At 39.0% G+C, this 21,650-nt stretch carries 18 protein-coding genes; 2 read left to right on the forward strand and 16 right to left on the reverse strand.

Annotated elements, in window-relative coordinates; translation table 11 throughout:
- Positions 1-35 precede the first annotated feature (35 nt).
- A complete protein-coding gene (locus B9A58_RS10690) occupies positions 36-698 on the forward strand; it encodes a carboxypeptidase-like regulatory domain-containing protein (RefSeq protein WP_084372836.1) in 663 nt (220 codons plus the stop codon).
- Positions 699-702: 4 nt separating this feature from the next.
- Here B9A58_RS10690 and B9A58_RS10695 read toward each other — a convergent pair whose 3' ends face one another.
- The 4 genes from B9A58_RS10695 to clpB all read right to left on the reverse strand — a co-directional run bounded on the left by B9A58_RS10695 (position 703) and on the right by clpB (position 6,029).
- Complete coding sequence (locus B9A58_RS10695; RefSeq protein WP_084372837.1) at positions 703-1,458, reverse strand: class I SAM-dependent methyltransferase; 756 nt, start codon at positions 1,456-1,458, stop codon at positions 703-705.
- 4 nt (positions 1,459-1,462) lie between these two features.
- Entirely contained in the window at positions 1,463-2,182 is a 720-nt protein-coding gene (locus B9A58_RS10700) for a 3'-5' exonuclease (RefSeq protein ID WP_084372838.1), read from the reverse strand.
- Between the two features lie 18 nt (positions 2,183-2,200).
- On the reverse strand, positions 2,201-3,091 hold the full coding sequence (locus tag B9A58_RS10705; RefSeq protein WP_084372839.1) for an MBL fold metallo-hydrolase: 891 nt from the start codon (positions 3,089-3,091) through the stop codon (positions 2,201-2,203).
- Positions 3,092-3,413: 322 nt separating this feature from the next.
- A complete protein-coding gene (clpB, locus tag B9A58_RS10710; RefSeq protein WP_084372840.1) occupies positions 3,414-6,029 on the reverse strand; it encodes an ATP-dependent chaperone ClpB in 2,616 nt (871 codons plus the stop codon).
- Between the two features lie 214 nt (positions 6,030-6,243).
- Between clpB and B9A58_RS10715 the strand changes: the two genes are divergently transcribed.
- Complete coding sequence (locus tag B9A58_RS10715; RefSeq protein WP_084372841.1) at positions 6,244-7,359, forward strand: TRAP transporter substrate-binding protein; 1,116 nt, start codon at positions 6,244-6,246, stop codon at positions 7,357-7,359.
- A 70-nt stretch (positions 7,360-7,429) separates the two neighbouring features.
- On the opposite strand, the gene B9A58_RS10720 is transcribed toward B9A58_RS10715, so the two are convergent.
- From B9A58_RS10720 to mnmG, 12 genes are all read right to left on the reverse strand, one after another.
- The gene (locus tag B9A58_RS10720) at positions 7,430-7,756 is read right to left on the reverse strand and encodes a TfoX/Sxy family protein (protein ID WP_084372842.1); all 327 of its coding nucleotides are present in this window, start codon (positions 7,754-7,756) and stop codon (positions 7,430-7,432) included.
- Between the two features lie 37 nt (positions 7,757-7,793).
- Positions 7,794-8,240, reverse strand: a complete 447-nt coding sequence (locus tag B9A58_RS10725) for a GNAT family N-acetyltransferase (protein WP_084372843.1) — start codon at positions 8,238-8,240, stop codon at positions 7,794-7,796.
- Positions 8,200-9,450, reverse strand: coding sequence for an MFS transporter (locus B9A58_RS10730; RefSeq protein ID WP_139793837.1), 1,251 nt, complete (start codon positions 9,448-9,450; stop codon positions 8,200-8,202). The genes B9A58_RS10725 and B9A58_RS10730 overlap by 41 nt, the downstream gene beginning before the upstream one ends.
- A 130-nt stretch (positions 9,451-9,580) precedes the next feature.
- Positions 9,581-9,994, reverse strand: coding sequence for a MaoC family dehydratase (locus tag B9A58_RS10735; protein WP_084372844.1), 414 nt, complete (start codon positions 9,992-9,994; stop codon positions 9,581-9,583).
- 348 nt (positions 9,995-10,342) lie between these two features.
- Positions 10,343-11,518: an acetyl-CoA C-acyltransferase gene (locus tag B9A58_RS10740; protein WP_084372845.1), complete on the reverse strand. Its 1,176-nt coding sequence runs from the start codon at positions 11,516-11,518 to the stop codon at positions 10,343-10,345.
- Positions 11,519-11,587: 69 nt separating this feature from the next.
- Entirely contained in the window at positions 11,588-11,908 is a 321-nt protein-coding gene (locus tag B9A58_RS10745; RefSeq protein ID WP_084372846.1) for a four helix bundle protein, read from the reverse strand.
- A 38-nt stretch (positions 11,909-11,946) separates the two neighbouring features.
- Positions 11,947-14,349 carry a 3-hydroxyacyl-CoA dehydrogenase/enoyl-CoA hydratase family protein gene (locus B9A58_RS10750; protein WP_084372847.1) on the reverse strand — a complete coding sequence of 801 codons (2,403 nt, stop codon included), beginning with the start codon at positions 14,347-14,349 and terminating at the stop codon, positions 11,947-11,949.
- Complete coding sequence (locus tag B9A58_RS10755; protein ID WP_084372848.1) at positions 14,342-14,806, reverse strand: MarR family winged helix-turn-helix transcriptional regulator; 465 nt, start codon at positions 14,804-14,806, stop codon at positions 14,342-14,344. The genes B9A58_RS10750 and B9A58_RS10755 overlap by 8 nt, the downstream gene beginning before the upstream one ends.
- A gap of 125 nt (positions 14,807-14,931) precedes the next feature.
- The gene (locus B9A58_RS10760; RefSeq protein ID WP_245827061.1) at positions 14,932-16,707 is read right to left on the reverse strand and encodes a tetratricopeptide repeat protein; all 1,776 of its coding nucleotides are present in this window, start codon (positions 16,705-16,707) and stop codon (positions 14,932-14,934) included.
- Positions 16,708-17,122: 415 nt separating this feature from the next.
- Positions 17,123-18,844 (reverse strand): Ig-like domain-containing domain, encoded by a 1,722-nt coding sequence (locus B9A58_RS10765; RefSeq protein ID WP_084372850.1) that lies wholly within the window; start codon positions 18,842-18,844, stop codon positions 17,123-17,125.
- On the reverse strand, positions 18,841-19,725 hold the full coding sequence (locus B9A58_RS10770) for a class I SAM-dependent methyltransferase (protein ID WP_084372851.1): 885 nt from the start codon (positions 19,723-19,725) through the stop codon (positions 18,841-18,843). The genes B9A58_RS10765 and B9A58_RS10770 overlap by 4 nt, the downstream gene beginning before the upstream one ends.
- Before the next feature lie 4 nt (positions 19,726-19,729).
- Positions 19,730-21,592, reverse strand: coding sequence for a tRNA uridine-5-carboxymethylaminomethyl(34) synthesis enzyme MnmG (mnmG, locus tag B9A58_RS10775; RefSeq protein ID WP_084372852.1), 1,863 nt, complete (start codon positions 21,590-21,592; stop codon positions 19,730-19,732).
- Between the last annotated feature and the right edge of the window lie 58 nt (positions 21,593-21,650).

Here is a 21,650-nt window from a genome sequence, read left to right on the forward strand (position 1 = left end):
TGCTTTTTGCATTTAGATGTAAACCGATCATCTCAATGCATAAACTCACGCCTTTCCTCCTGGCCATCGTTTTGTTTTGGTCTCCTGCAAATGCTCAATTTTCAGAAGCCTTGTTTTCTGGTCAGTTACTAGACCAGCAAACGCTAAAACCAATCCCCTTTGTTCATATAGTTGGCGTAAAAACACAAGTTATTTCCAATTCAAATGGTGTCTTCTCCATAGAAATACAGAAAGGCGATTCGCTTACTTTTTCACACATCAATTTTGAGCGATCCAGTATTCAAATTTCAGAAATTTCTGATCAGGTGATCCCTATGTATCTGAAAAAAAAAGAAAATTTGATGCAAGAAGTTATCATTCGAGATTATCTACCAGAAGAAGAGCTGAAACAGGAAATGATGGCATATAAGGTACCATACACAGTTGAGGAAATCAATGCCGTTAATAATGTTGAGTATTCCACTCTATTATACAAAAAAGGCTATATACCTGAAATGAATAGTTTGGACAATTTCAAAAACTATATGAAGGAACCTCAAGGAGTCACCCTTTTTTCTTCTGACCCGTCAAAAGGCATAATCAAGAGCATCAAACGACCCAGTCAGCAAAATAAAAGCTACTACTCCAGCAGTCTAAGACTCAATAAAACGAAAATTGATACGACGATGATTGATCAATTTTTTATTCAAAAAAAGTAAACCTCTATTTATCTATTCGCCCCATTCGTAGGAATATGGGGAAGCTTACCTTTTTTGTTTCGCCTGCTTTCCAGTATTCACTTATCCTTTCCATTAAGGCTGACACAGGACTATTCCCACTATGCTTTTGCTTATAGTTTTGTACGCATGACCATGAATTGAAATAGCCCTCCAGTCGATCGGTATTCCAAGATTCTTCTATAACAAAACTGTGTTTCACTTTGATAGGGTCAAAATTGAATGGTATGGTTTCATAAGCTGAATCAATGTGCCTGCGCTCGACATCCCAGTATGGCCCTACAATATCCCTATCAAATTCTGTAGTTAGTTCGTCAATTCTTTCATCCACCTTCAACAAACCATATCCCCAGATGGCAACAATTCCTCCAGGTTTTGAAACACGCAGGACCTCGGAATGAAAAGCTTCAAAATCAAACCAGTGAACGGCTTGGCCTACAGTGATCAAGTCGAACTGATCATCTGCAAAGTTGGTGTTTTCAGCTCGTTGGATAGAATAATGAACATTGGGAAGGTTTGGAGCTTGCGCCAATTGGTTTTCACTTAGGTCTGATGCTTCTACTTGTCGGAAATAAGTGGAGAGTGCTTCCGCCACTTGTCCATTGCCAGTTCCGCAATCCCAGCATTTCTCTCTGGTGATCACATGGCCTAGTATCTCTTCATACAAAGCAGACGGATATACTGGCCTGTGTTTTTTGTATGCACTAGATTGAATAGAAAATCGATCAAGTGGTTTTTTCATTTCGCTATTCTACAAACTGTACGTGATCCTCCTGAATGATTTCCAAGCCCTGAATTTTGAGGTATACCTGAGCCGTTGCCAATACATCTCTATTGCAATACTCGGCGATTCTTTCCAGTCCTTCTTCATGATAGTACACGCGGTTCACATCACTCCCGTTTATATCATCTTTAGGCGACGGGATATTAAACACTTCTGTAAGCAATGCCAATGAGGTAAAATTTTTGTAGTCTCCAAACTTCCACATTTCCATGGTATCCAAGTGCTTGATTTCCCATGGTTTTTTACCAGATAGCTGAAGATAAGGAGGTAAAGGAATGCCATTAATCAACATGCGTCGGCAGATGTAAGGAAAATCGAATTCCTTGGCATTGTGACCACAAAGCTGGATTTTGTTTTCGTCCATTTTGTCGTGCAGCAATGCAACAAACTCTTCCAACAATTCTTTTTCATTGTTGGCTCGAATCGCCTTAATTCTGATATTCAGCAGATCGGCTTTGTCATGGTAAAGTATACCTACTGAGATGCAAATTATCTTGCCAAACTCCGAATAAATAGCTGCTTTGTCGAAATAGAGTTTATCCAATGGGGTTTCTTCATCTCTTCTCAAGAAGGTACTTTTCTTTTCCCATAGTTCCTGCATGGCAGGCTCAAGCGATTCGAAGTTGGGGCTTCCTGATACAGTTTCAATATCAAGAAAAACCAAATTTTTTAGGTTATTCATATTTGGTTGATTCTACATTTAACTTTCTTTTTTAGTCCAGTATCTCACAAGTCCAGCTACACTCATCCAAGAAGGATTTGCTGCTTCATATAGCTGAATAGTAGATTCATCTAAGCCTGCCTCTCTTAGCTGATCTGCAGTATATTCCATAAACATGGGTACCATTTCTTCATTGGTCAACCCAGCTTGCATTTGCTTTTTGATCCATACAGCCCAGTCGTCAAGAATAAGTTTGAGCGACGACAAATGACTATCAATAGCGGTTATTTTATTATAATGAGTAAGATACAAGGCTGTGGGTTTGGCTTGGCGCAAAATATTTAATGAGGTTTTCCAGTCTTCCAGATTAATATCTGGAGGAGGACAAGGTGGCACCACAGGACCATTGTCAATTTTTACTCCTGCCACATCACCAGTAAAAATGATTTCCTCTACTTGCCAGGCAATATGATGTTTGGCATGACCTGGTGTGTGCAGACTCTTTATTTTCAATTCCCCAATTTCAAAGGATTGTCCATCCTCTACTTGGATGAGTTGATCAGCAGGAATAGGTTTCATCTGTCCCCACAGTGTATCCATTTGATCACCATAAATTCTGGTGGCAGACTCCATTAGACGCGAAGGGTCTTCCATATTTTTTGCACCAAATGGGTGCAAATAGATCTTGGCACCAGTTTCTGCCAAAGCCCATGCAGCTCCAGCATGATCCAAATGGATGTGCGTCAAAAACACATGTTTGATATCAGTCATTTGGTAACCCAATGCCTCTACACCTTCTTTTAGTTTTGGGAAAGTGGCGTGTGGGCCTGTTTCGATCAAAATGGGCCCATCTGTACTAGGCAGCAGATAGGACGCAATCGCGTGATCTAAATTCTTAAAATGGAGATCAATAATTTTTATTTCAGGCATCTGAATGAAGTTTGAATAAAGATAAATGAATTAATCTTTTTCAAAACCCACCTTAAGGGTTTGACAAAAAAAATCCCAGGGAACCACCCCTGGGACAAAACTCAAAACATAACCAATCAACTAAACTCAATCGTGCGATTGAGTACCGTAGAGACCGACAGTCTCTACGATTGTTAATCAATCTAAACTCATGTATATACAGACAATCTCTGTGCCAAAAAGTATTAAAGAATGTTAAAATGGGTATTTCACCTAGAAATTTGATTGCACAAAAAAGCCTGCACGTTTTCAAATGCAAGCTTTATATGAATGCTAGAATTTATTACTCGTCTATCTTCACTTCATCCAGGTTGATAAATTCAATGTCATTTTGGTCGTTCAGAGTCATGCCAATCACTGCATCATTGCTGATCTTACCTGCCAAAATCTGCTTGGACAGATCGTTCAGGATCAACCTCTGCATCACACGCTTCAATGGTCTGGCACCAAACTGAGGATCAAATCCCAATTCGCCTAAGCGATCCAGAACCTGATTAGATCCTTCCAACTTCATGCCATTTTCAGCCAATCGCTTCTGAATCAATTTGAACTGAATGCCTACAATCTTACGAATGTTCTCTTTTGTCAATGGACGGAACATGATGGTTTCATCCACACGGTTCAAGAATTCAGGTCGTACCGACTGCTTCATCAATTCAAAAACTTCTCGTTTGGTCTTTTCAATTATTTCTCCTTCATTTTCAGCTGAGAGCTTCTCGAAATTTTCCTGTATCAGATGCGAGCCAATATTGGTCGTCATGATAATAATCGTATTTTTAAAATTCGCTACGCGACCTTTGTTGTCTGTCAGGCGTCCATCATCCAATACCTGCAACAATACGTTGAAAGCATCTGGGTGTGCTTTTTCTATTTCATCCAAGAGCACCACAGAATATGGTTTTCTTCTTACTGCTTCAGTCAGCTGACCTCCTTCATCATATCCCACATATCCTGGAGGTGCCCCAATGAGTCTACTCACAGCATGGCGTTCTTGATATTCTGACATGTCAATTCTCACCATGGCGTTCTCATCATTGAATAGATAATCTGCTAATGCTTTTGCCAATTCTGTTTTACCCACGCCTGTTGTTCCCAAGAATATAAAGGAACCAATGGGTCGGTTTGGATCTTGCAAACCAGCTCTACTTCTACGCACAGCATCAGAAATACTCTCAATCGCTTCAGATTGTCCAGCTACTCGTTTGCCCAATTCATCTTCTAGGTGCAGCAATTTTTCACGATCACTTTGAAGCATTTTCTGTACAGGAATACCCGTCCACTTAGCTACTACTTCTGCAATATCTTCGGCATCCACTTCTTCTTTCAATAAAGAAGACTCCCCCTGCATCTCAGCCAACTGGACTTTGAACTCTTCCAGTTTCTTTTCAGCTTCTTGGATTTTACCGTATCTGAACTCAGCCACTTTTCCGAAATCACCTTCGCGTTCGGCTCGATCTGCTTCAGCTTTGAATTTATCTATATTCTCCTTCTCTGTTTGAATACCTGTGATTACCGCTTTTTCGTTTTCCCATTTGGCTTTCAGCTCATCCCTTCTTTCAGACAACTCTGAGATTTCTTTAGAAAGTATTTTTTCACGGTCTTTATTTTTCTCACGTCGAATGGCCGCTCTTTCGATCTCCAATTGCATTATTCTACGTTGAAGTTCGTCCAATTCTTCAGGCAAAGAGTCGATTTCAATCCTTAGCTTCGAAGCTGCTTCATCCATCAAATCAATCGCCTTATCTGGCAATTGACGATCTGAAATATATCTGCTGGATAGTTCTACTGCTGATATGACTGCGTCATCTTTGATCCGCACCCCATGGTGTACTTCGTATTTTTCCTTGATTCCTCGAAGGATGGAAATAGCATCCGCCTCGTTGGGTTCGTCTACCAAGACCGTCTGGAATCTACGCTCTAGTGCCTTATCCTTCTCAATGTATTTTTGGTACTCTTTTAGGGTCGTTGCGCCTATCGCATGTAATTCTCCTCTGGCCAATGCTGGCTTCAATAAGTTGGCCGCATCCATGGCGCCCTCTCCTCCTCCAGCACCAATCAAGGTATGGATTTCATCAATAAATAGAATGATTTCTCCAGCAGAGTCTGTGACTTCTTTGATGACGGCTTTGAGGCGTTCTTCAAATTCTCCTTTGTATTTGGCACCAGCTACAAGCATACCCATATCCAAAGAATAAAGGACTTTGCTCTTTAGGTTTTCTGGTACATCTCCATCTATGATTCTTTGAGCCATGCCTTCTATGATGGCCGTCTTACCAACACCTGGTTCACCAATGAGCATAGGGTTGTTTTTTGTTCTTCGAGACAAAATTTGCAGAACTCTGCGGATTTCTTCGTCACGACCAATCACTGGATCGATCCTCCCATCCTTGGCCAACTGATTTAAGTTTATAGCGTATCGCTCCAAAGATTGATAATTAGACTCTGCGTTTTGACTATTCACTTTACTTCCTCCTCTTAGTTCATTAATTGCGGATTCGAGATCTTTCTGATTGAAACCGACTTCTTTTAAAATACTTGCGGTTTTATCCTTTCCGGCCAAAATGCCTAATATCAAATGTTCGATAGCTACAAATTCATCTCCCTGCTTTTTAGCAATGGATTCTGCCTTAGTCAATGCAGCAGCTGAATCATTAGATAAGTGGGGCTGTTGTCCAGATACTTTTGCATAACTCGCAACTTGATTGACAATTTTCTGTGTCAGCTGATCTTTATTAATTCCCAATTTCTTGGAAACAAAACCAATAACATTTTCGTCAGATTCCAGAATACTCTGAAATAGGTGCGCAGGCTCTATGGCCTGTTGGCCATTAGCCAAAACCAGCTCTCCGGCTTTGTTGATGACCTCTTGAGATTTAACTGTATATATATTGAAATTCATAATTCTTCCTTATTTGACGAGAAGTCGATCAAATCGCATTCCATTTAGCTCTGCCGATAAATTTTCTGACGATCTGTCCGTGAAAATTTGTTAATTACTCATTATCAGGACATTATGTCCTGAATTACAGTCTTGCGTTGCCAAGGTGTCTGATTGATCTAGGTCTTATGCGATTAATACTCTATTTTCGAAATACAGATTTAATTAAAGCAATATGTCGAATAACGGACGTAGAAAATTCATTAAAACAGGAGGGTTAGTGGCTGCTGCAAGTGCAGCTGGTTTATTGGCGGCATGCGATAAAAAAGAACTCAAAACCAAAGATGTAAATATCAACTTCAACAATACCTACCATTGGAAAATGGTGACCACCTGGCCTCCGAATTTTCCCGTGCTGGGAGAGGGCTGCAAGCTGCTTGCGAAATGGATAGAAGAAATGAGCGGAGGCCGTTTGAAAATTGATGTTTATGGTGGTGGTGAGCTTATTCCCTCTTTAGAGTGTTTTGATGCGGTAAGTCATGGTGCTGTAGAAATGGCGAGTGGCTCAGGGTATTATTGGGCAGGTAAAATACCTTCAGCACAATTTTTCTCTTCTGTTCCATTTGGTATGAACGCCCAACAGATGAATGCGTGGATCATCAATGGTGAAGCCAATAAACTCTGGGATGAAATTTACGAGCCATTCAATTTGATTCCTTTGCCAGGCGGAAATACAGGGGTTCAAGCTGGAGGCTGGTACAACAAAGAAATCAATACAATTGAAGATTATCAGGGTTTGAAAATGCGAATGCCTGGACTCGGTAGTAAGATTATCAACAAAGCTGGAGGCACAGCCGTGCTAGTTGCTGGTGGAGAACTTTTTACAAATCTTGAGCGAGGCGTAATTGATGCTACAGAATGGATTGGTCCCTATCACGACTATTTGATGGGCTTTCATAGAGTGGCCAAACACTACTATTATCCAGGTTGGCACGAGCCAGGAACTGTTCTTGAGATGATTATGAACAAGGACAAGTTCAATGAATTACCCAGAGATTTGCAAGAAATAGTTCGATCAGGTATTTATAGATTGAACCAATGGATGCTTCTGGAGTTTGAACAAAAGAACTCGGTCTATCTTCAGAAGATGAAAGATGAAAATGTTGATATTCGTCCGTTTTCGAAGGAAGTACTAAATCCGCTAAAGGAAATTGCTGAAGAGGTAGTTTTAGAATTAGTAGAGTCTGATGCTCAAAGTAAGAAAATATATGAGCACTATACTAAATTTAGGAAACAGATCAGTGGTTGGTCAGAAATCAGTGAGAAGTATTATTATAAAAATGTGCTATAGGCTTCTCACTCATAGCTTTTCCAAAGTTGGTCTTGATTTGGTAGGCAAATGAAGTACAGCTTTGGAAAAGTTAGAGCTTACTTTCAGCATGCTCAATCCCCAAGTTGACCCAATGTGCCAGATCCGTTTCAGACTGAAAACCATCAGCCGAAACATAGACAAACTCTTTAAGCGCCTTTCCTGTAAAGTCCATTGGGCGAACGTATTCTTTTTTCAGTTCTTCTTGATCCTTTGGAGAAATAATGCGCACACATAAATCCTCCTTGACAATCCCCACGCACATTTTGCCTTGGTATAAATAACAAAGCCCCCCAAACATTCTCTTCTCTGTAATCTTAGCGCCATAAGGCTCCAGGTGCTGGCGAAGTCTGGTTGCTAGTTCTTGGTTGTAGGCCATAGTATTAATTGTCTAACGAATAATGAAAAGTATTATATTATTCTCTATTCATTTGTTTTCCCATATCTACATGAGGAATGCCATCTTCCAGATAAACGTCAGACGTTTTTTCAAAACCAAAAGACGCATAAAAGTCTGTTAAATAATCCTGTGCTTGAAGAACCACAGATTTTATTTCTTCTTGATTTTTGGAAATTTCCAATGCCTTTTCTATCAATTTTCTACTTGCGCTTTTTCCTCTAAAATCTGACGCCGTCACCACGCGGCTTATTTTTGCTTTGTTCTCATTGGATACGTTCAATCTCAAATAGGCTTTAGGCACCCCGTCCTTTTCCACAAAAAAATGTTCTGCCGATTGATCGGAATTATCCAACTCCGGATAAGGGCAGTTTTGCTCTACAACAAATACGTCAACTCTTAACTTGAGTATTTGATAAAGCTGATCAGGAGACAGCTGATGAAATTTTTTTATTTGTATTTCCATGGGCTTCGGCGTTTAGCCTGTATTTCAAATATAAACAAAGTCCCAGGCCTACAGCTGTTGCCACAAGGATCATACTCCAGGTAAAGTTGTAACCATGAGTTTCAATAAGTTGCATGCCAATATTGGGACCAATAATATGTGCCGCAGAAAAGGCAATCGGAAACAGGGCCATATATTCTCCGGCTTTTCCTTTTTCAGATCTTTCCATAGCAAATGAATTGGCAAAAGGGAAAATAAGCATTTCGCCAAGGGTAATAAAAAACATACTGACAATCAATATACCCGCCCATTCAGAAAGGTTGAATACCCAAAACCCCATACCAAGGACTAAAGTGCCTATCAATAAAACAGAAGCTTTGGAAATTCTGCTCTTCTCCAACCAATTGATCAAAGGCATTTCAAATAAAAATATTAACATGCCATTCATGCCTAAGAGTAATCCAATTTGCCCTTCTGAAAGGTGATGTATGGTTTTATAATAAATAGGCACAGTAGCAAACATTTGCAGAAAGACAATCGCAGTAAGAAAAACAATGGCCAGAAAAACCAGATAAGGTAAATCTGAGTAAGCCGACTGCCGTTTTTGACCAGTTGCCATTTGCTCATTCACTGGCTTACCATCTTTTTCATTAAGCAAAAGATATAATAATATAGAAGCAACTAAACATGTAATTCCGTCTATCCAGAACAAGGAGCCATAAGTCATAGTCGCAATAATTATTCCTCCCATGGCTGGACCAAATGAGAAACCTAGATTGATGGCCAAGCGAATCAATGTGACGGAACGCGTGTTGTTTTCTGGTTTGCTGTAAGCTCTTATCGACACATACATGGCTGGCCTAAACATATCTGCGATTAGCATCAGGATAAATATCCCACCTACAAGAAACCAAAATTCGTTTAGATATTGCACAATTATAAATACTACTCCAGAACCAATTAGACTAAACAACATGATTTTGTAATAACCAAAGTGATCTGTGAGTTTACCTCCAAGCCAGGCACCTAATATCGAGCCTGTGCCAAATGCCGTCATGACCCATCCCACTTCTGAAAGAGAATAGCCCAAACTTGCCGTGAGGTACAGAGACAAAAAAGGCACCACCATGGTGCCCGCTCTATTGATCAATGTGATTAAGGCAAGCAGCCATATTTCTCGAGAAAGTCCTTGGTAAGATTGGATGTATGCGTTGAGTTGTCGTCTGATCATCTTGTTGGTTTGGTAATGAATGAGTACGTTCGATATTGAATACGGACAAAATTCTTACGACCGAAAGAGAAGAAAGGATACTTTTTTAGTATGAAATAAAATACTGACAATTATTGGTCAAGCTAATCCGTTACGGAATTTGTTCCAGATTCTTCACCTCTGCTTCACCATCCAGCACAATTCTATTTCTTCCTGTTTCAGTCTCAAAATATTGCGTACTTATTATGGCAATGTGCTTACCTTCTCGGATTTCCTTTATTTCTAATTTGACCGTGTATCTTTTGTCTGGGTAAATTGCCCTTTTGAAATCTAGCTTCTGACTCAGATAAAAAGTACCTGGGCCTGGAAACTCCATCCCTAATATTTTAGAAATAATGGCTGAGGTAAATATGCCATGCACTATGGGCGATTTGAAATTGGTAGTAGCGGCAAAATCGGCATTGATATGAAGAGGGTTTTTATCACCAGATAATTCTGCAAAGGCATTGACTTGGTTTTGTGTAATGATAAAATCCGTTTCGTAAGTATCTCCGACTTGTAGCATATAAGAATTATTCTGTGTTTCTAAATCTGATACAAGATATTTCAGCCAGTCAACAAAACAAGCGCCATAAAAGAAAAAAGCAGATGATCGCCCGTGATCATCTGCTAGTCATTTGTTGGATTAGTATGCTAAGTAGTCTAATAAAAAAGTCCACTTGGATTATAAAAATAACCAGAAACCAAAGAAGTTGGAAATATTACATTTAGTATTTTATTGGATCAGAATAGTATACTGTAAATAATTAAATTATAAAATAATATTTTATTCATTGCAGAAATGGGCAAATAAAAAGGCCTCAATTTCTTGAGACCTTTTACGCAATCAGCGTTTTCTCATAAAAAAGTCTAATTACTTCAGGAATTCGTAGATTCCAGCTACGCCCTGGCCACCACCTACGCAGGCAGTTACCATTCCGTATTTTTGTTTTCTTCTTCTCATTTCATTGATCAGCTGCACAGACAATTTTGCTCCTGAGCATCCTAGTGGGTGGCCCAAGGCAATGGCACCTCCATTAGGATTTATTTTTTCTGGATCCAAACCTGCTTCTTTGATCACAGCCAAAGACTGTGTCGCAAATGCCTCGTTCAATTCGAATTGATCAATGTCATTCAATTTCAATCCAGCTTGCTTCAATGCTTTCGGAATAGCAGCTACCGGCCCAATGCCCATAATTCTTGGATCTACTCCAGCAGCTGTATATGTCACCATTCTGGCTACTGGCTCCAGTTTCAATTCTTTGACCATGGCTTCTGACATGACCATCACAAAAGCAGCTCCATCTGAAGTTTGTGAAGAGTTGCCCGCAGTCACTACACCACCCATTTTAAAGGCAGGCTTCAATCGAGCCAGGCCTTCCATTGAAGTTCCTGCTCTCGGCCCTTCGTCAGTATCCACTATATATTCACGTTCAGCTTTTTTGCCTTCTTCGTTTACATAAGTTTCCTTAACTGTGATTGGAACGATCTCGTCCTTGAATTTTCCAGCTGCCAAGGCTGCCAAGGCCTTGTCATGTGATTTAACAGAAAACTCATCAGCCTCTTCTCGAGAAACTTTGTAATCCACAGCAATCTCTTCTGCCGTCAGTCCCATACCTAGATAATATTCTGGCGTCTTTTCGGCAATTTTCCAATTCAATGCAGTTTTGTATCCTAACATTGGAACCAAAGACATGCTTTCAGTTCCCCCTGCGATAATACAATTCGCCATTCCAGCTTTGATTCTTGCTGCAGCTATGGCAATCGTTTCCAATCCAGAACCACAGTATCTGTTCACTGTAACTCCAGGTACTTCAATCGGCAAAGAAAGAAGAGAAATCATTCTACCCATTTGCATGCCTTGCTCTGCTTCGGGAATGGCATTACCCACGATCAAGTCGTCAATTCTTTTGGGGTCAAGCGCTGGAACATCCGCCACCAAGTGCTTGATTACGTCAGCGGCCAAATCATCTGGACGAGTAAATCTAAAGCCTCCCTTTTTTGATTTGCCAATTGCTGTTCTATATCCGTTTACTATATATGCTTCCATATTAATTTAGATTTTAGTAGTTAGAATTTAGTACTTAGACTTCTCTAACTGTTGATATTAATTTTCTGGTCATTTCTGAAGCTCATTTATTTCAGCAATGAGTTTTTCAGATTCTGTGTCCGTAATAAACTTTGACTTCTCTGCAATTATCAATTGTGTTTCTAGCTCATTTGCAGAACCAATAGAAATATCCAAAAAATGTGCGAAATCTTTATCTGAATTTCGACCAGAGCCCTCAGCAATATTTGAGGGAATTGATATAGCACACCTTTTCATTTGGCTTGTTAGACCATATTTCTCGGAATCTGGTAATTGTTCTAACAACTTATAAGTATCAATAACTGTTTCAATTCCTCTTTGCCAAATCTTGAGTTCTCTAAAATTGTGCATCGTCTAAAGTCTATTTACTAAATACTAATGTCGGAACTTTAGTTCCTCAAAGGTTTTCCTTTAAACAGAATGCTATGGATTCTCTCCAAAGTTTTAGGTTCACCAGTCAAACTCAAGAATGCTTCACGTTCCAAATCCAGCAAGTACTGTTCTGAAACCAATGTAGGTGCAGAGAGATCTCCACCGTTCATTACCCAAGAGATTTTCTGTGCAATTTTCATGTCATGATCGGAAATGTAATTTCCAAATCGCATGCCTGCAACACCCGCTTCAAACATTGCCAGTCCAGATTTTCCTTGAACTTTTATGTCTGTTCGCTGTGCTGGTTGAGTATAGCCCGCTTCGGCCAGTTCGATTGCCTTGTTTTTGGCATCAGCCAAAAGTCGCGCTCTGTTCAATGTGAAATCATCTGATTTTCTGATGAATCCCAAGTCTCTGGCTTCATAGGCAGATGTCGCCACCTTGGCCGTAGCAATCGTCATGAAATTTTCTTGCAGCACATTGAGTTCTGGATCTCCAGCTCTATATGCATCCGAAGTTCTCAAAGTCATTTCTTTGGTACCGCCGCCACCAGGGATCAGACCCACACCTACTTCTACCAATCCCATGTAGGTTTCTGTATGAGCTTGAATATGGTCAGAGTGTAAAGACAATTCACAACCCCCTCCAAGAGCCATACCTGAAGTAGCCACTACTACTGGAATAGAGGAATACCTTGCTCTCATCATGGTGTTTTGGAAATGTCCAATCATCATGTTGATCTCGTCGAAATCCTGATCTCCAGCATACATAAACAGCATAGCCAAGTTAGCCCCTGCTGAGAAATTTTGTCCTTCGTTTCCAATGACTAAACCTCTGTAACTTTCTTCTGCCTTTGAAATAGAGGCATTGATACCTTCTATTATTTCAGCACCTAATGCATTCATTTTTGAATGGAATTCCAAATTGAGAATACCATCTCCAACATCATACAGCGTACAGCCTGGATTTTGATATACAATGTTGTTTTCTTTGAAAGCATCAAGAATGACCAAGCCTTCTGTTCCTGGAATTACTTTGTATGATTTGGACGGAATGTCATAATAAAGTTTTTTCCCATTTTCGAATTTGTAAAAGCTTTCGTGACCTGCAGCAATCATTTCACCTACCCAATCGGCTGGCTTCATACCTGCGGCCTCCATTTTTTCAGCTGTTTGTTTCACACCTAAGACATCCCAAGTAGCAAATGGGCCAATCTCCCAGGCAAAGCCTGCCGCCACTGCATGGTCTATCCTATAGAGCTCGTCAGCGATTTCTGGGATCCTCATGGAACAGTATTTGAACATATCGTAGAAAGTAGTTCTGTAAAACTCACCCGCTTTGCCATCTGAGTTTACCAGAATGGGAATTCTTTCTTTTACATTTTCAATGTCTTTTACCTGACCTATCGCATCAAAGTGGCCCTTAGTTCTTGAGCCATATTCGAAAGTCTTAAGGTTTAGTTCAAGAATTTCCTTTTTGCCATTTTCATCTACTGTCTTCTTAAAATAGCCTTGCTTGGTTTTATCTCCCCACCATTTTCTGTCATACAGTTCTTGTACAATCTTAGGAAGCTTAAATGCTTCTCTGGATTCATCATTTGGCAGTCCTTGATAAAGACCATTGGCAACATTGACTGTGGTGTCTAACCCAACCACATCCATGGTACGAAATGTTGCCGACTTGGCACGGCCAATAATTGGCCCAGTCAACTTGTCCACTTCACCAACTGTGAGGCCAATTTTTTCGACCGCGTGCATGCCAGACATGATCGCATAGATTCCGATTCGATTGGCAATGAATGCTGGGGTGTCTTTACAGAGTACTGTTTCTTTTCCGAGAAATAAGTCTCCATAATTCATCAAGAAGTCAATAACTTCTTGATCCGTTTCTTTGGTTGGTATAATTTCCAATAATCTCAAATATCTTGGCGGATTGAAGAAGTGTGTTCCACAGAAATGTTTTTTGAAGTCTTCACTTCTACCCTCTGCCATAAAATGGATTGGGATACCTGAGGTATTTGATGTAATCAGTGTTCCTGGCTTTCGGTATTTTTCGACTTGTTCGAAAACAATTTTTTTGATGTCTAATCTTTCGACTACCACTTCCATAATCCAATCGTACTCGGAAATTTTTGACATGTCGTCTTCAAAATTTCCTAGTGTGACAAGGCTTGCCTTTTTTGAATCATAAAGGGAAGCTGGCTTGGACTTCAAAGTGTTTTGAAATGCAGAATTAACTATTCTGTTTCGAACAGCTTTGTCCTCTAACGTCAGACCCTTTGCCTTTTCTGTATCGTCAAGTTCCTTTGGTACAATATCAAGGAGTAGGACTTCCACTCCTATGTTTGCAAAATGACAAGCGATTCTAGATCCCATGATACCAGATCCAAGAATCGCCACTTTTTTTATAGCTCTATTCATTTTCGATTAACTGTATTTTTTGGTCAAGATTTTTATTTTCTTCTATTACATTGTCAATGGTTGTCATCACGTCAAAAAAGGCTTCTAGCTTTTTTGGCGATACTGCCTCTCGTACTTTATCATTAAAAAAGATAACTGCCTTCCTTGAAAAGTCTCTTTGCTTTTTTCCAGCTTCCGTAAGATATATGCGAACAGATCTTTTGTCTTCCGTATCACGTTCTCGATAGATCAAACCAGTTTCTTCCATTGTCTTCAACATACGGGTTAAACTTCTGGATTCCATTCCCAGCAAAGGGGCAATTTTAGTTGCAGGCGTTCCTTCATCCTGATCAATATTTAGAAGTACAAATCCTGATGAAGCTGTGATACCTTTCATGGCTCCTCCTTGATTGTACATTCTGGATATGGCGTGCCAAACTACTTTGATGTGATAATCTACCGTTTCTTCTTTGCGCATACGCTTCTCAAATTATGTAAGTATCTTTCGGTGGAAACCAAAGATATACAAAATATGTTATGCATGCATACTATATTTTGTAATTCTCTCTTACTCGTGAAAAGAAGCTGAATGAACGTGGCGACTTAGTTGATGTCGTCCCCTCTCAGTGATCGAAATCTTTTTCTGGCTTCAGCTACATATACACTGCCAGGATAGGTAATCAGAAATGCTTTATAAATTTCCATGGCTTTGACAGAGTCGTGCAAATGCTCTTGATAAATCTGTGCTGACAGATACATGGCATCATCTCCCAAAATATCAGACGGGTATCCAGAAAGTATGGCTTGCAATTCTAATAGTGCGTTTTCAAAATCACCTAATTCCAAATTGATCCTTGCCATCTTCCAATAGATTTCGTCTGTCAAAGAATGTCCGGGGTATTTTTTTAGCATTTGCGAAAAAGCCAGTAAAGCGCTGTCTTTCTTATTTTGGAAAAGCATAAGTTCGATGGATGCGAATTCTTTCATTACAAAATCAGAAGAATCCAGTGCTGTGTTATCCTGGATCAACAAGCTGAGTGAAAGTGCATCATTTGCTATTTCCCGAGTAGTGGCTAATTTCAATATATCTAAATGGCTTTTGGCCAATTCGAAATTGCCTTGAAAATAATTGAGTTGAGCATTTTTCAACTTTGCATCATATCCTATTGGACTGTCTTTGTTATCTTTTTCGACCTGTGAATAAAGTAAAGTAGCTTCCCAGGGATCGTCTATCAACAAATAAATGTCGCCAAGATCCAATTTGCTTTTGGCCTTTAATGAAGGATTTATTCTTGGTGCTTGAATTATTTCATTCAGAATATTAACAGCCGAATCCAATTCGTCCAGATAAAAAGCATGAAGGAGTGCTTTGCTTCTAAATGCCTCAATAGTTTGTGCATTTACACCTATATCCAAAATCAATTGTTTGTAGTCATAAGTCAATTCTCGAATGGCCTGCTTTGCAACAGGAAAATCATTTTTTACCTTTTCTTCCCTTGCCCTAATGATCTGACGACGTGCAGAAATATAGTTTCCTGAATTTGGGTAAGTTTCGGTCACATACGTGTAAATTTCAATGGCATTGTCATAGGCATTATTTTCTAGTGCAATGTTTCCTATATCCATCACTCTATTCCCGTAGGTCTTAAATTTTTTATCCACAGCCTTTGCTTGTACGAAGGCTCCATAAAAATCATTTTGTTGGAGGTTGACCCAGATCAGTAATTCAGGATAAATTTTTTCATTTGGGTTTCTCTGTACTTTGTCAATGAGTATATTTTTGAAATTTGAAATGTCTTCCTCTTTCTGTAGAATATTCTGTAGAATGTTTTTTACATATCTCAAGTTGCTAGGTCGTACTGTAGCAAATACCAAATACTCTTCTATCATTTCGGATTTCATATCCATCATTCGATAGATATTAGCCAATTCTAATGCATAACTGTTTTTGTCCTTATGACTTTTTCTGGCTTGTAGATAAGACTTGAGTGCATAGGGTGTCAATTGTTTGCTAACAAAGTACTGTGCAGTGGTACCTATCAAATATTTGTTTTCTTTCGCATTTTCAATGGTTTCATTAAAAGCTTTATCGGCTTTTTCCGTTTCGCCCATTTGCTGAAATAGAAGGCCTTCATCTATTTGGTAGTAGACATTGGATGGGTGGTACTTTCTTGCCTTTTTGATATGTTTTTCGGCAGATTTGAAATCACCTTTGGAAAGTAAAATATCCAAATAGTTATTATGGATTTGCTGGATGTATTGTGGATTACCAGAAAATTTGTCGTAAATATCAAGCGCTTTGTCTACTTCACCATTGATATAATATTCGTTGGCAAGCTGTACTTGATTAGAATTTTGCGCCGCTACTAGGGAGGGCATTATTATTATAAATAAATAAATAAATCTCTTCATTTCTTAGTTGTCCACACTTTGACCAAAACCTTAAAATAAAAATATAGATTAAAGAAATTATTATTCTTTATTAAGGCAGTGGATATGTGTATAAGTCTTTACGTTTCTGATCTTTGTTATTGAATGGTGTATTACTTTCAACTGGCTACATGTTATTCACATCATAAGTTATTGATTTTTAGTTTGGTATTGAGTTATCAACAGTTAGTTTCTCTATTGTGTATTAGTTATTTACATTGGTGTTCATTGGGAGAAATTGTTGATATATATGAGGTACGTAAAAGTTATCCTTTGGGTATTAGGGAATGGTTGATAGCTTGGTAAATATCAAGAAGAGTTAACGGATTATTCCACGTTGATATACATTTTATCCACAGAGGTTTTAGAAGATTATTTGAATATTTTCAAGTTGCCAATTGGCACGAACATCAAATATTTCTGGGTAGAAGTAAACTTGTTCGGGTGTTTCATCTTTAAGGATATTTCCATAAGACCAGTTGCCATCTTCGTTGGTATCGATCATAATTCTAAAGGTGTATTTTCCTGGTTTTACGAAAGGAAAACTAAATGTTTTGGAATCTTTAAGTTCTGCTATGACTTTATATTTTGTATTAATTAGTTGCAAGGTATACGACGAGTATGAAGTAGTTATTTGACCACTGACTGAGCCGAGTTGGTCAAGGGATTTGAATTTGTAAGTATTTTTTAATGATTCAGTGCTATCACCTTCTACACTGATGAAGGTGCCTTTGGGAAAGGAGAGTACTATCTGATCAGTTTTCACCTTGGAGTAATAGCTTCGTTTGGCTAAAGAGATGGAGTCAGTCAAAGTAGTGTCACTGAAAATTTTGATCAAAGTATCTATTTCTGTTTTGAGGAAGTTTTTATCAACGAGTGTTTGGAATGTGAGTTGGGTCTTGTTGGAATTCCAAAGTATGGTACTATCAGGAATGTGCTCGTATTTGAGGGTATCATAGGCAATTATTATACTGTCCTTATTGAATGTCTCTATGGGTTTGTCAAAATTGTAGGTATGAAGAATCAAAGGGTCTATGTACTCGTTATTGGCTGGAAGAAAGGTGGCTTTGAAACTTTCAGGTTTTCTTGAAGTTTCTGTGAATTTGATGTAGGTGGTATCAATTACTGAATTGAACATACTATCCGTAGCAGATACAATAATGCCTAAACTGTCTATGTCAAATCGAAATGCTTCACGTGGATAAAATCTTAAAATGGTATTACCCTTGTATCTGTTGTTTGGAGGTATGGGTAAGGTGTGAGTGGTATCTAATTTTGATATTTTGTATTGAGTGAATGATCTGTTGTATTGAAGATCAAAGTAGCGACCTGTAGTTTTGGCTCGGATAAATTCTAGTGGCGTGGCATTAATGAGCTGTGTTTGAATTCTTACAGAATCCTGAGATTGCATTAGGTTAATGGAATCTGAACGAAAACCGTGTGCTTCATTATCTGGATTGAGAACCAGGTTTTTATTTTCATCCTGAAAGGATAAAATCTTATAATAGCCATTTTTTATATTCTCTATAAGAAATTGGCCGCGCTCATTGGTTTTAGCAAAGTATCTTGGTTTGTCTGAGAGTAGATCTATTGAATCAGTAATTTGATAGAGTCCGACTATATATCCTTCTTGATCCTCATTGGTATAGAGGTTAGTTATTTTACCATTTATATAAATGGAATCAATGTAATGACCAGTTGAGAAGGCGAAACTCAAATTGACAGCAGGGTTTTTTTCTGTCACATCTACTAGACCTTCTGAAAAGTTGAGGGTGTAGGTAGTGCTATCCTGAAAGCTGTCATCAAAGGAAAGAGTCAATTCATTTTTCTTGACTTTAACATTATACTTATTTTCAATTTGAGGTGTGATTAATAATTGGCTTTTGAGTTTGTCACCATTGATTCTTTCATCAAACACAAATTTGAATTCTTTTCCTTTATAATTTATTGACTTGTTGGGCGGATAAGTCTCAATGAGTAATGGAGGAATAGTATCTCTGGGGCCACCAGTAGGTGTGCCTTGATTGGCACAAGAATATATATAGATGGAAATGACAAGTAGGAAAAGTGGAAAGTAGAATTTCATGCTTTTTTAAATATATATATCAAACTGGAGTAGTTTTTATTATTTTTTGATGCCCAAGTATTTGATTTACAACCATTTATGAATGATTTGAGATAATTGACCTTACCAAATTTATGTTTTTCGCTAAGCATGCTTACGTAATAGGCATCTAGCATCATAGGGCGTATTTCTTCGAGAGTAAACTTGTTATATTTCATGAGCTCTTTGATGGTTGACTGAGTGAAATGGTACAAGTGACGTGGTACATCATAGGCTGCCCAATGTTGTTTATAGATCTGTTGATCTAAAGACTCAGGATTGGGTACTGCAATTATGAGTCTACCTTTTTTGGATAGCAATTTTCTCAGTGTTTGAATAGTGTCATTCAGGTCATGTACATGTTCGAGCACGTGCCAGAGTGTAATGACACCAAATCTTTTGTCTGGTAGATCTGCTAGGGCACCTACCACATTGAGATCATGATCACTGATTGCAAGGGTTCTGGCCATTTCATCTGGTTCTACACCTACTGTTTTCCAACCTTTTTTGCGTTGAATATATTCGAGCAGATGTCCAGTTCCACAGCCGTAGTCAAGTATGGATTTCTTGGAAGCGAATCGAGTGATCAATTTGAATTTTCTACGAAGTGTATAACTACGTGCGATCTTATACACCCAATTGATAAGATTGTTGGCTTTGTTGGTATGTGATATATAGTCTGTGGATTCATAATACTGACCAATGGATGCTATGTCTGGTCGAGGAGATGTAACCAACAAGCCACAATTATTACATTTCACAATAGCAAAACTCTCTTGGGAAACGGAGTGGTCATCACATATAATATGATTGTTGAATTCCTTGGAATTGCATGAGGGGCAAAACTCTACTTTTTCGTACATAAACTTATCGAGCCATATAGACCATCAATACGGAAATATCAGCTGGGTTGACCCCACTGATTCGGGAAGCTTGTCCCAGATTACTTGGCATAATATTAGAAAGTTTTTCTTTGGCTTCAGCAGAGAGGGCAGGAATATTTCTATAGTTGAAATCACCAGGTATTTTTTTATTGTCAAGGTTACCCATTTGATCAGCAAGGTTTTTCTCTTTCTCTATATACGTTTCGTATTTTATAAGGATAGAAGCTTGTTCAAGTATTTCTATGGGAGTGTTTTTGGTAAGCTCAAGTGCTTCAGAATGAAATGAGATGACCTGCTGAACATCTAGCTCTGGCCTTCTAAGGAAGTTTATCAGGGGTGTTTTTTCTCTGATGATAGCTGAGTTGATGTCTTGAAGTTTACTATTTATCTCTTCAGGTTTTACTTTGATTTGGTTTAGCTGTTCAATCAGCTTTTTTGTATCACTGATTTTCTGATTGACGTTGTCCAGTCTGGTTTGTGAAGCTAAGCCTAGTTTATGGCCAATTTCGGTCAACCTGATATCTGCATTGTCCTGTCTTAATAGTATTCTGAATTCTGCTCGGGAAGTAAACATACGATAGGGTTCATCTGTTCCCTTATTAATGAGATCGTCTATGAGTACTCCAATGTAAGATTCTGATCTACCCAATACAAAGGAATCCTTTTCATGTACTTTGTTGTGTGCATTGATCCCAGCCATTAGCCCCTGACTAGCTGCTTCCTCATATCCAGTGGTTCCATTGATTTGTCCGGCAAAATATAGATTGTCAATCAGTTTTGTTTCTAATGTGGGCTGAAGCTGTGTAGGTGGAAAATAGTCATATTCAATGGCATAGCCAGGTCTAAACATTTTCACGTGCTCAAAACCAGGTATTTTAGTGATGGCTTTATATTGCACATCTTCTGGCAGACTTGTTGAAAATCCATTAACATATATTTCAACTGTGTTCCACCCTTCGGGTTCTACGAATATTTGATGTCTGTCGCGTTCGGCAAATCGGTTGATTTTGTCTTCTATAGATGGACAATACCTAGGCCCTAGTCCTTTGATTCGTCCAGTAAACATGGGAGATTTTTCGAAACCTGTCTTTAGAATGTCGTGCACATCTGAATTAGTGTAAGTGATATGACAGGGTCTTTGGTTCTTTAGGGGCATTGTATCAGTGAAAGAAAACTTGCCGGGTATTTCATCTCCAGGTTGTTCCTCCATGACGTTCCAGTTGAGCGACCTTCCGTCAACTCTTGGAGGAGTTCCGGTTTTCATTCTACCAGATTCAAATCCTAATCCAACGAGTTGTTCTGTTATCCCAGTGGCTGCTTTCTCTCCTGTTCTACCTCCCCCAAAACGCTTTTCTCCTATATGGATGAGTCCATTAAGAAATGTACCATTGGTGAGGACTACAGATTTTCCCATGATCTCAAGACCCATACTGGTACGAACGCCAATTACTCTCTTATCCTTTATCACCAGTCCAGATACCATCTCTTGCCAGAAGTCAACATTGGGAGTTTGCTCGAGTGCTATACGCCACTCTTCTGCGAATCGCATTCTGTCATTTTGAGTTCTTGGACTCCACATGGCAGGCCCTTTGGATTTATTCAGCATTCTAAACTGAATCATGGATTTGTCAGAAATGATTCCAGAATATCCACCAAGCGCATCTATTTCCCGAACGATCTGTCCTTTGGCAACTCCTCCCATGGCAGGGTTGCAAGACATTTGGGCAATGGTATTCATGTTCATAGTGACCAACATCACCTTTGAACCCATGTTGGCTGCTGCTGCTGCTGCTTCACATCCGGCATGCCCTGCCCCTACTACTATAACGTCATATTGTGGAAACATGAATTATTCTGTTTTGTTCCACGTGGAACAGTTGTACTAACCGTCACCAATGTGTTCC

The organism is Reichenbachiella faecimaris (assembly GCF_900176375.1).
Lineage (GTDB): Bacteria > Bacteroidota > Bacteroidia > Cytophagales > Cyclobacteriaceae > Reichenbachiella > Reichenbachiella faecimaris.

Excerpts from the sequence above, each read along its gene's own strand:
- B9A58_RS10705 (WP_084372839.1), bottom strand. The coding sequence starts at position 3,091 with ATGCCTGAAATAAAAATTATTGATCTCCATTTTAAGAATTTAGATCAC.
- B9A58_RS10750 (WP_084372847.1), bottom strand. The coding sequence starts at position 14,349 with ATGAATAGAGCTATAAAAAAAGTGGCGATTCTTGGATCTGGTATCATG.
- B9A58_RS10735 (WP_084372844.1), bottom strand. The coding sequence starts at position 9,994 with ATGCTACAAGTCGGAGATACTTACGAAACGGATTTTATCATTACACAA.
- B9A58_RS10730 (WP_139793837.1), bottom strand. The coding sequence starts at position 9,450 with ATGATCAGACGACAACTCAACGCATACATCCAATCTTACCAAGGACTT.
- B9A58_RS10720 (WP_084372842.1), bottom strand. The coding sequence starts at position 7,756 with ATGGCCTACAACCAAGAACTAGCAACCAGACTTCGCCAGCACCTGGAG.
- B9A58_RS10765 (WP_084372850.1), bottom strand. The coding sequence starts at position 18,844 with ATGAAATTCTACTTTCCACTTTTCCTACTTGTCATTTCCATCTATATA.
- mnmG (WP_084372852.1), bottom strand. The coding sequence starts at position 21,592 with ATGTTTCCACAATATGACGTTATAGTAGTAGGGGCAGGGCATGCCGGA.
- clpB (WP_084372840.1), bottom strand. The coding sequence starts at position 6,029 with ATGAATTTCAATATATATACAGTTAAATCTCAAGAGGTCATCAACAAA.
- B9A58_RS10715 (WP_084372841.1), top strand. The coding sequence starts at position 6,244 with ATGTCGAATAACGGACGTAGAAAATTCATTAAAACAGGAGGGTTAGTG.
- B9A58_RS10740 (WP_084372845.1), bottom strand. The coding sequence starts at position 11,518 with ATGGAAGCATATATAGTAAACGGATATAGAACAGCAATTGGCAAATCA.
- B9A58_RS10770 (WP_084372851.1), bottom strand. The coding sequence starts at position 19,725 with ATGTACGAAAAAGTAGAGTTTTGCCCCTCATGCAATTCCAAGGAATTC.
- B9A58_RS10745 (WP_084372846.1), bottom strand. The coding sequence starts at position 11,908 with ATGCACAATTTTAGAGAACTCAAGATTTGGCAAAGAGGAATTGAAACA.
- B9A58_RS10690 (WP_084372836.1), top strand. The coding sequence starts at position 36 with ATGCATAAACTCACGCCTTTCCTCCTGGCCATCGTTTTGTTTTGGTCT.
- B9A58_RS10725 (WP_084372843.1), bottom strand. The coding sequence starts at position 8,240 with ATGGAAATACAAATAAAAAAATTTCATCAGCTGTCTCCTGATCAGCTT.
- B9A58_RS10760 (WP_245827061.1), bottom strand. The coding sequence starts at position 16,707 with ATGCCCTCCCTAGTAGCGGCGCAAAATTCTAATCAAGTACAGCTTGCC.
- B9A58_RS10700 (WP_084372838.1), bottom strand. The coding sequence starts at position 2,182 with ATGAATAACCTAAAAAATTTGGTTTTTCTTGATATTGAAACTGTATCA.
- B9A58_RS10695 (WP_084372837.1), bottom strand. The coding sequence starts at position 1,458 with ATGAAAAAACCACTTGATCGATTTTCTATTCAATCTAGTGCATACAAA.
- B9A58_RS10755 (WP_084372848.1), bottom strand. The coding sequence starts at position 14,806 with ATGCGCAAAGAAGAAACGGTAGATTATCACATCAAAGTAGTTTGGCAC.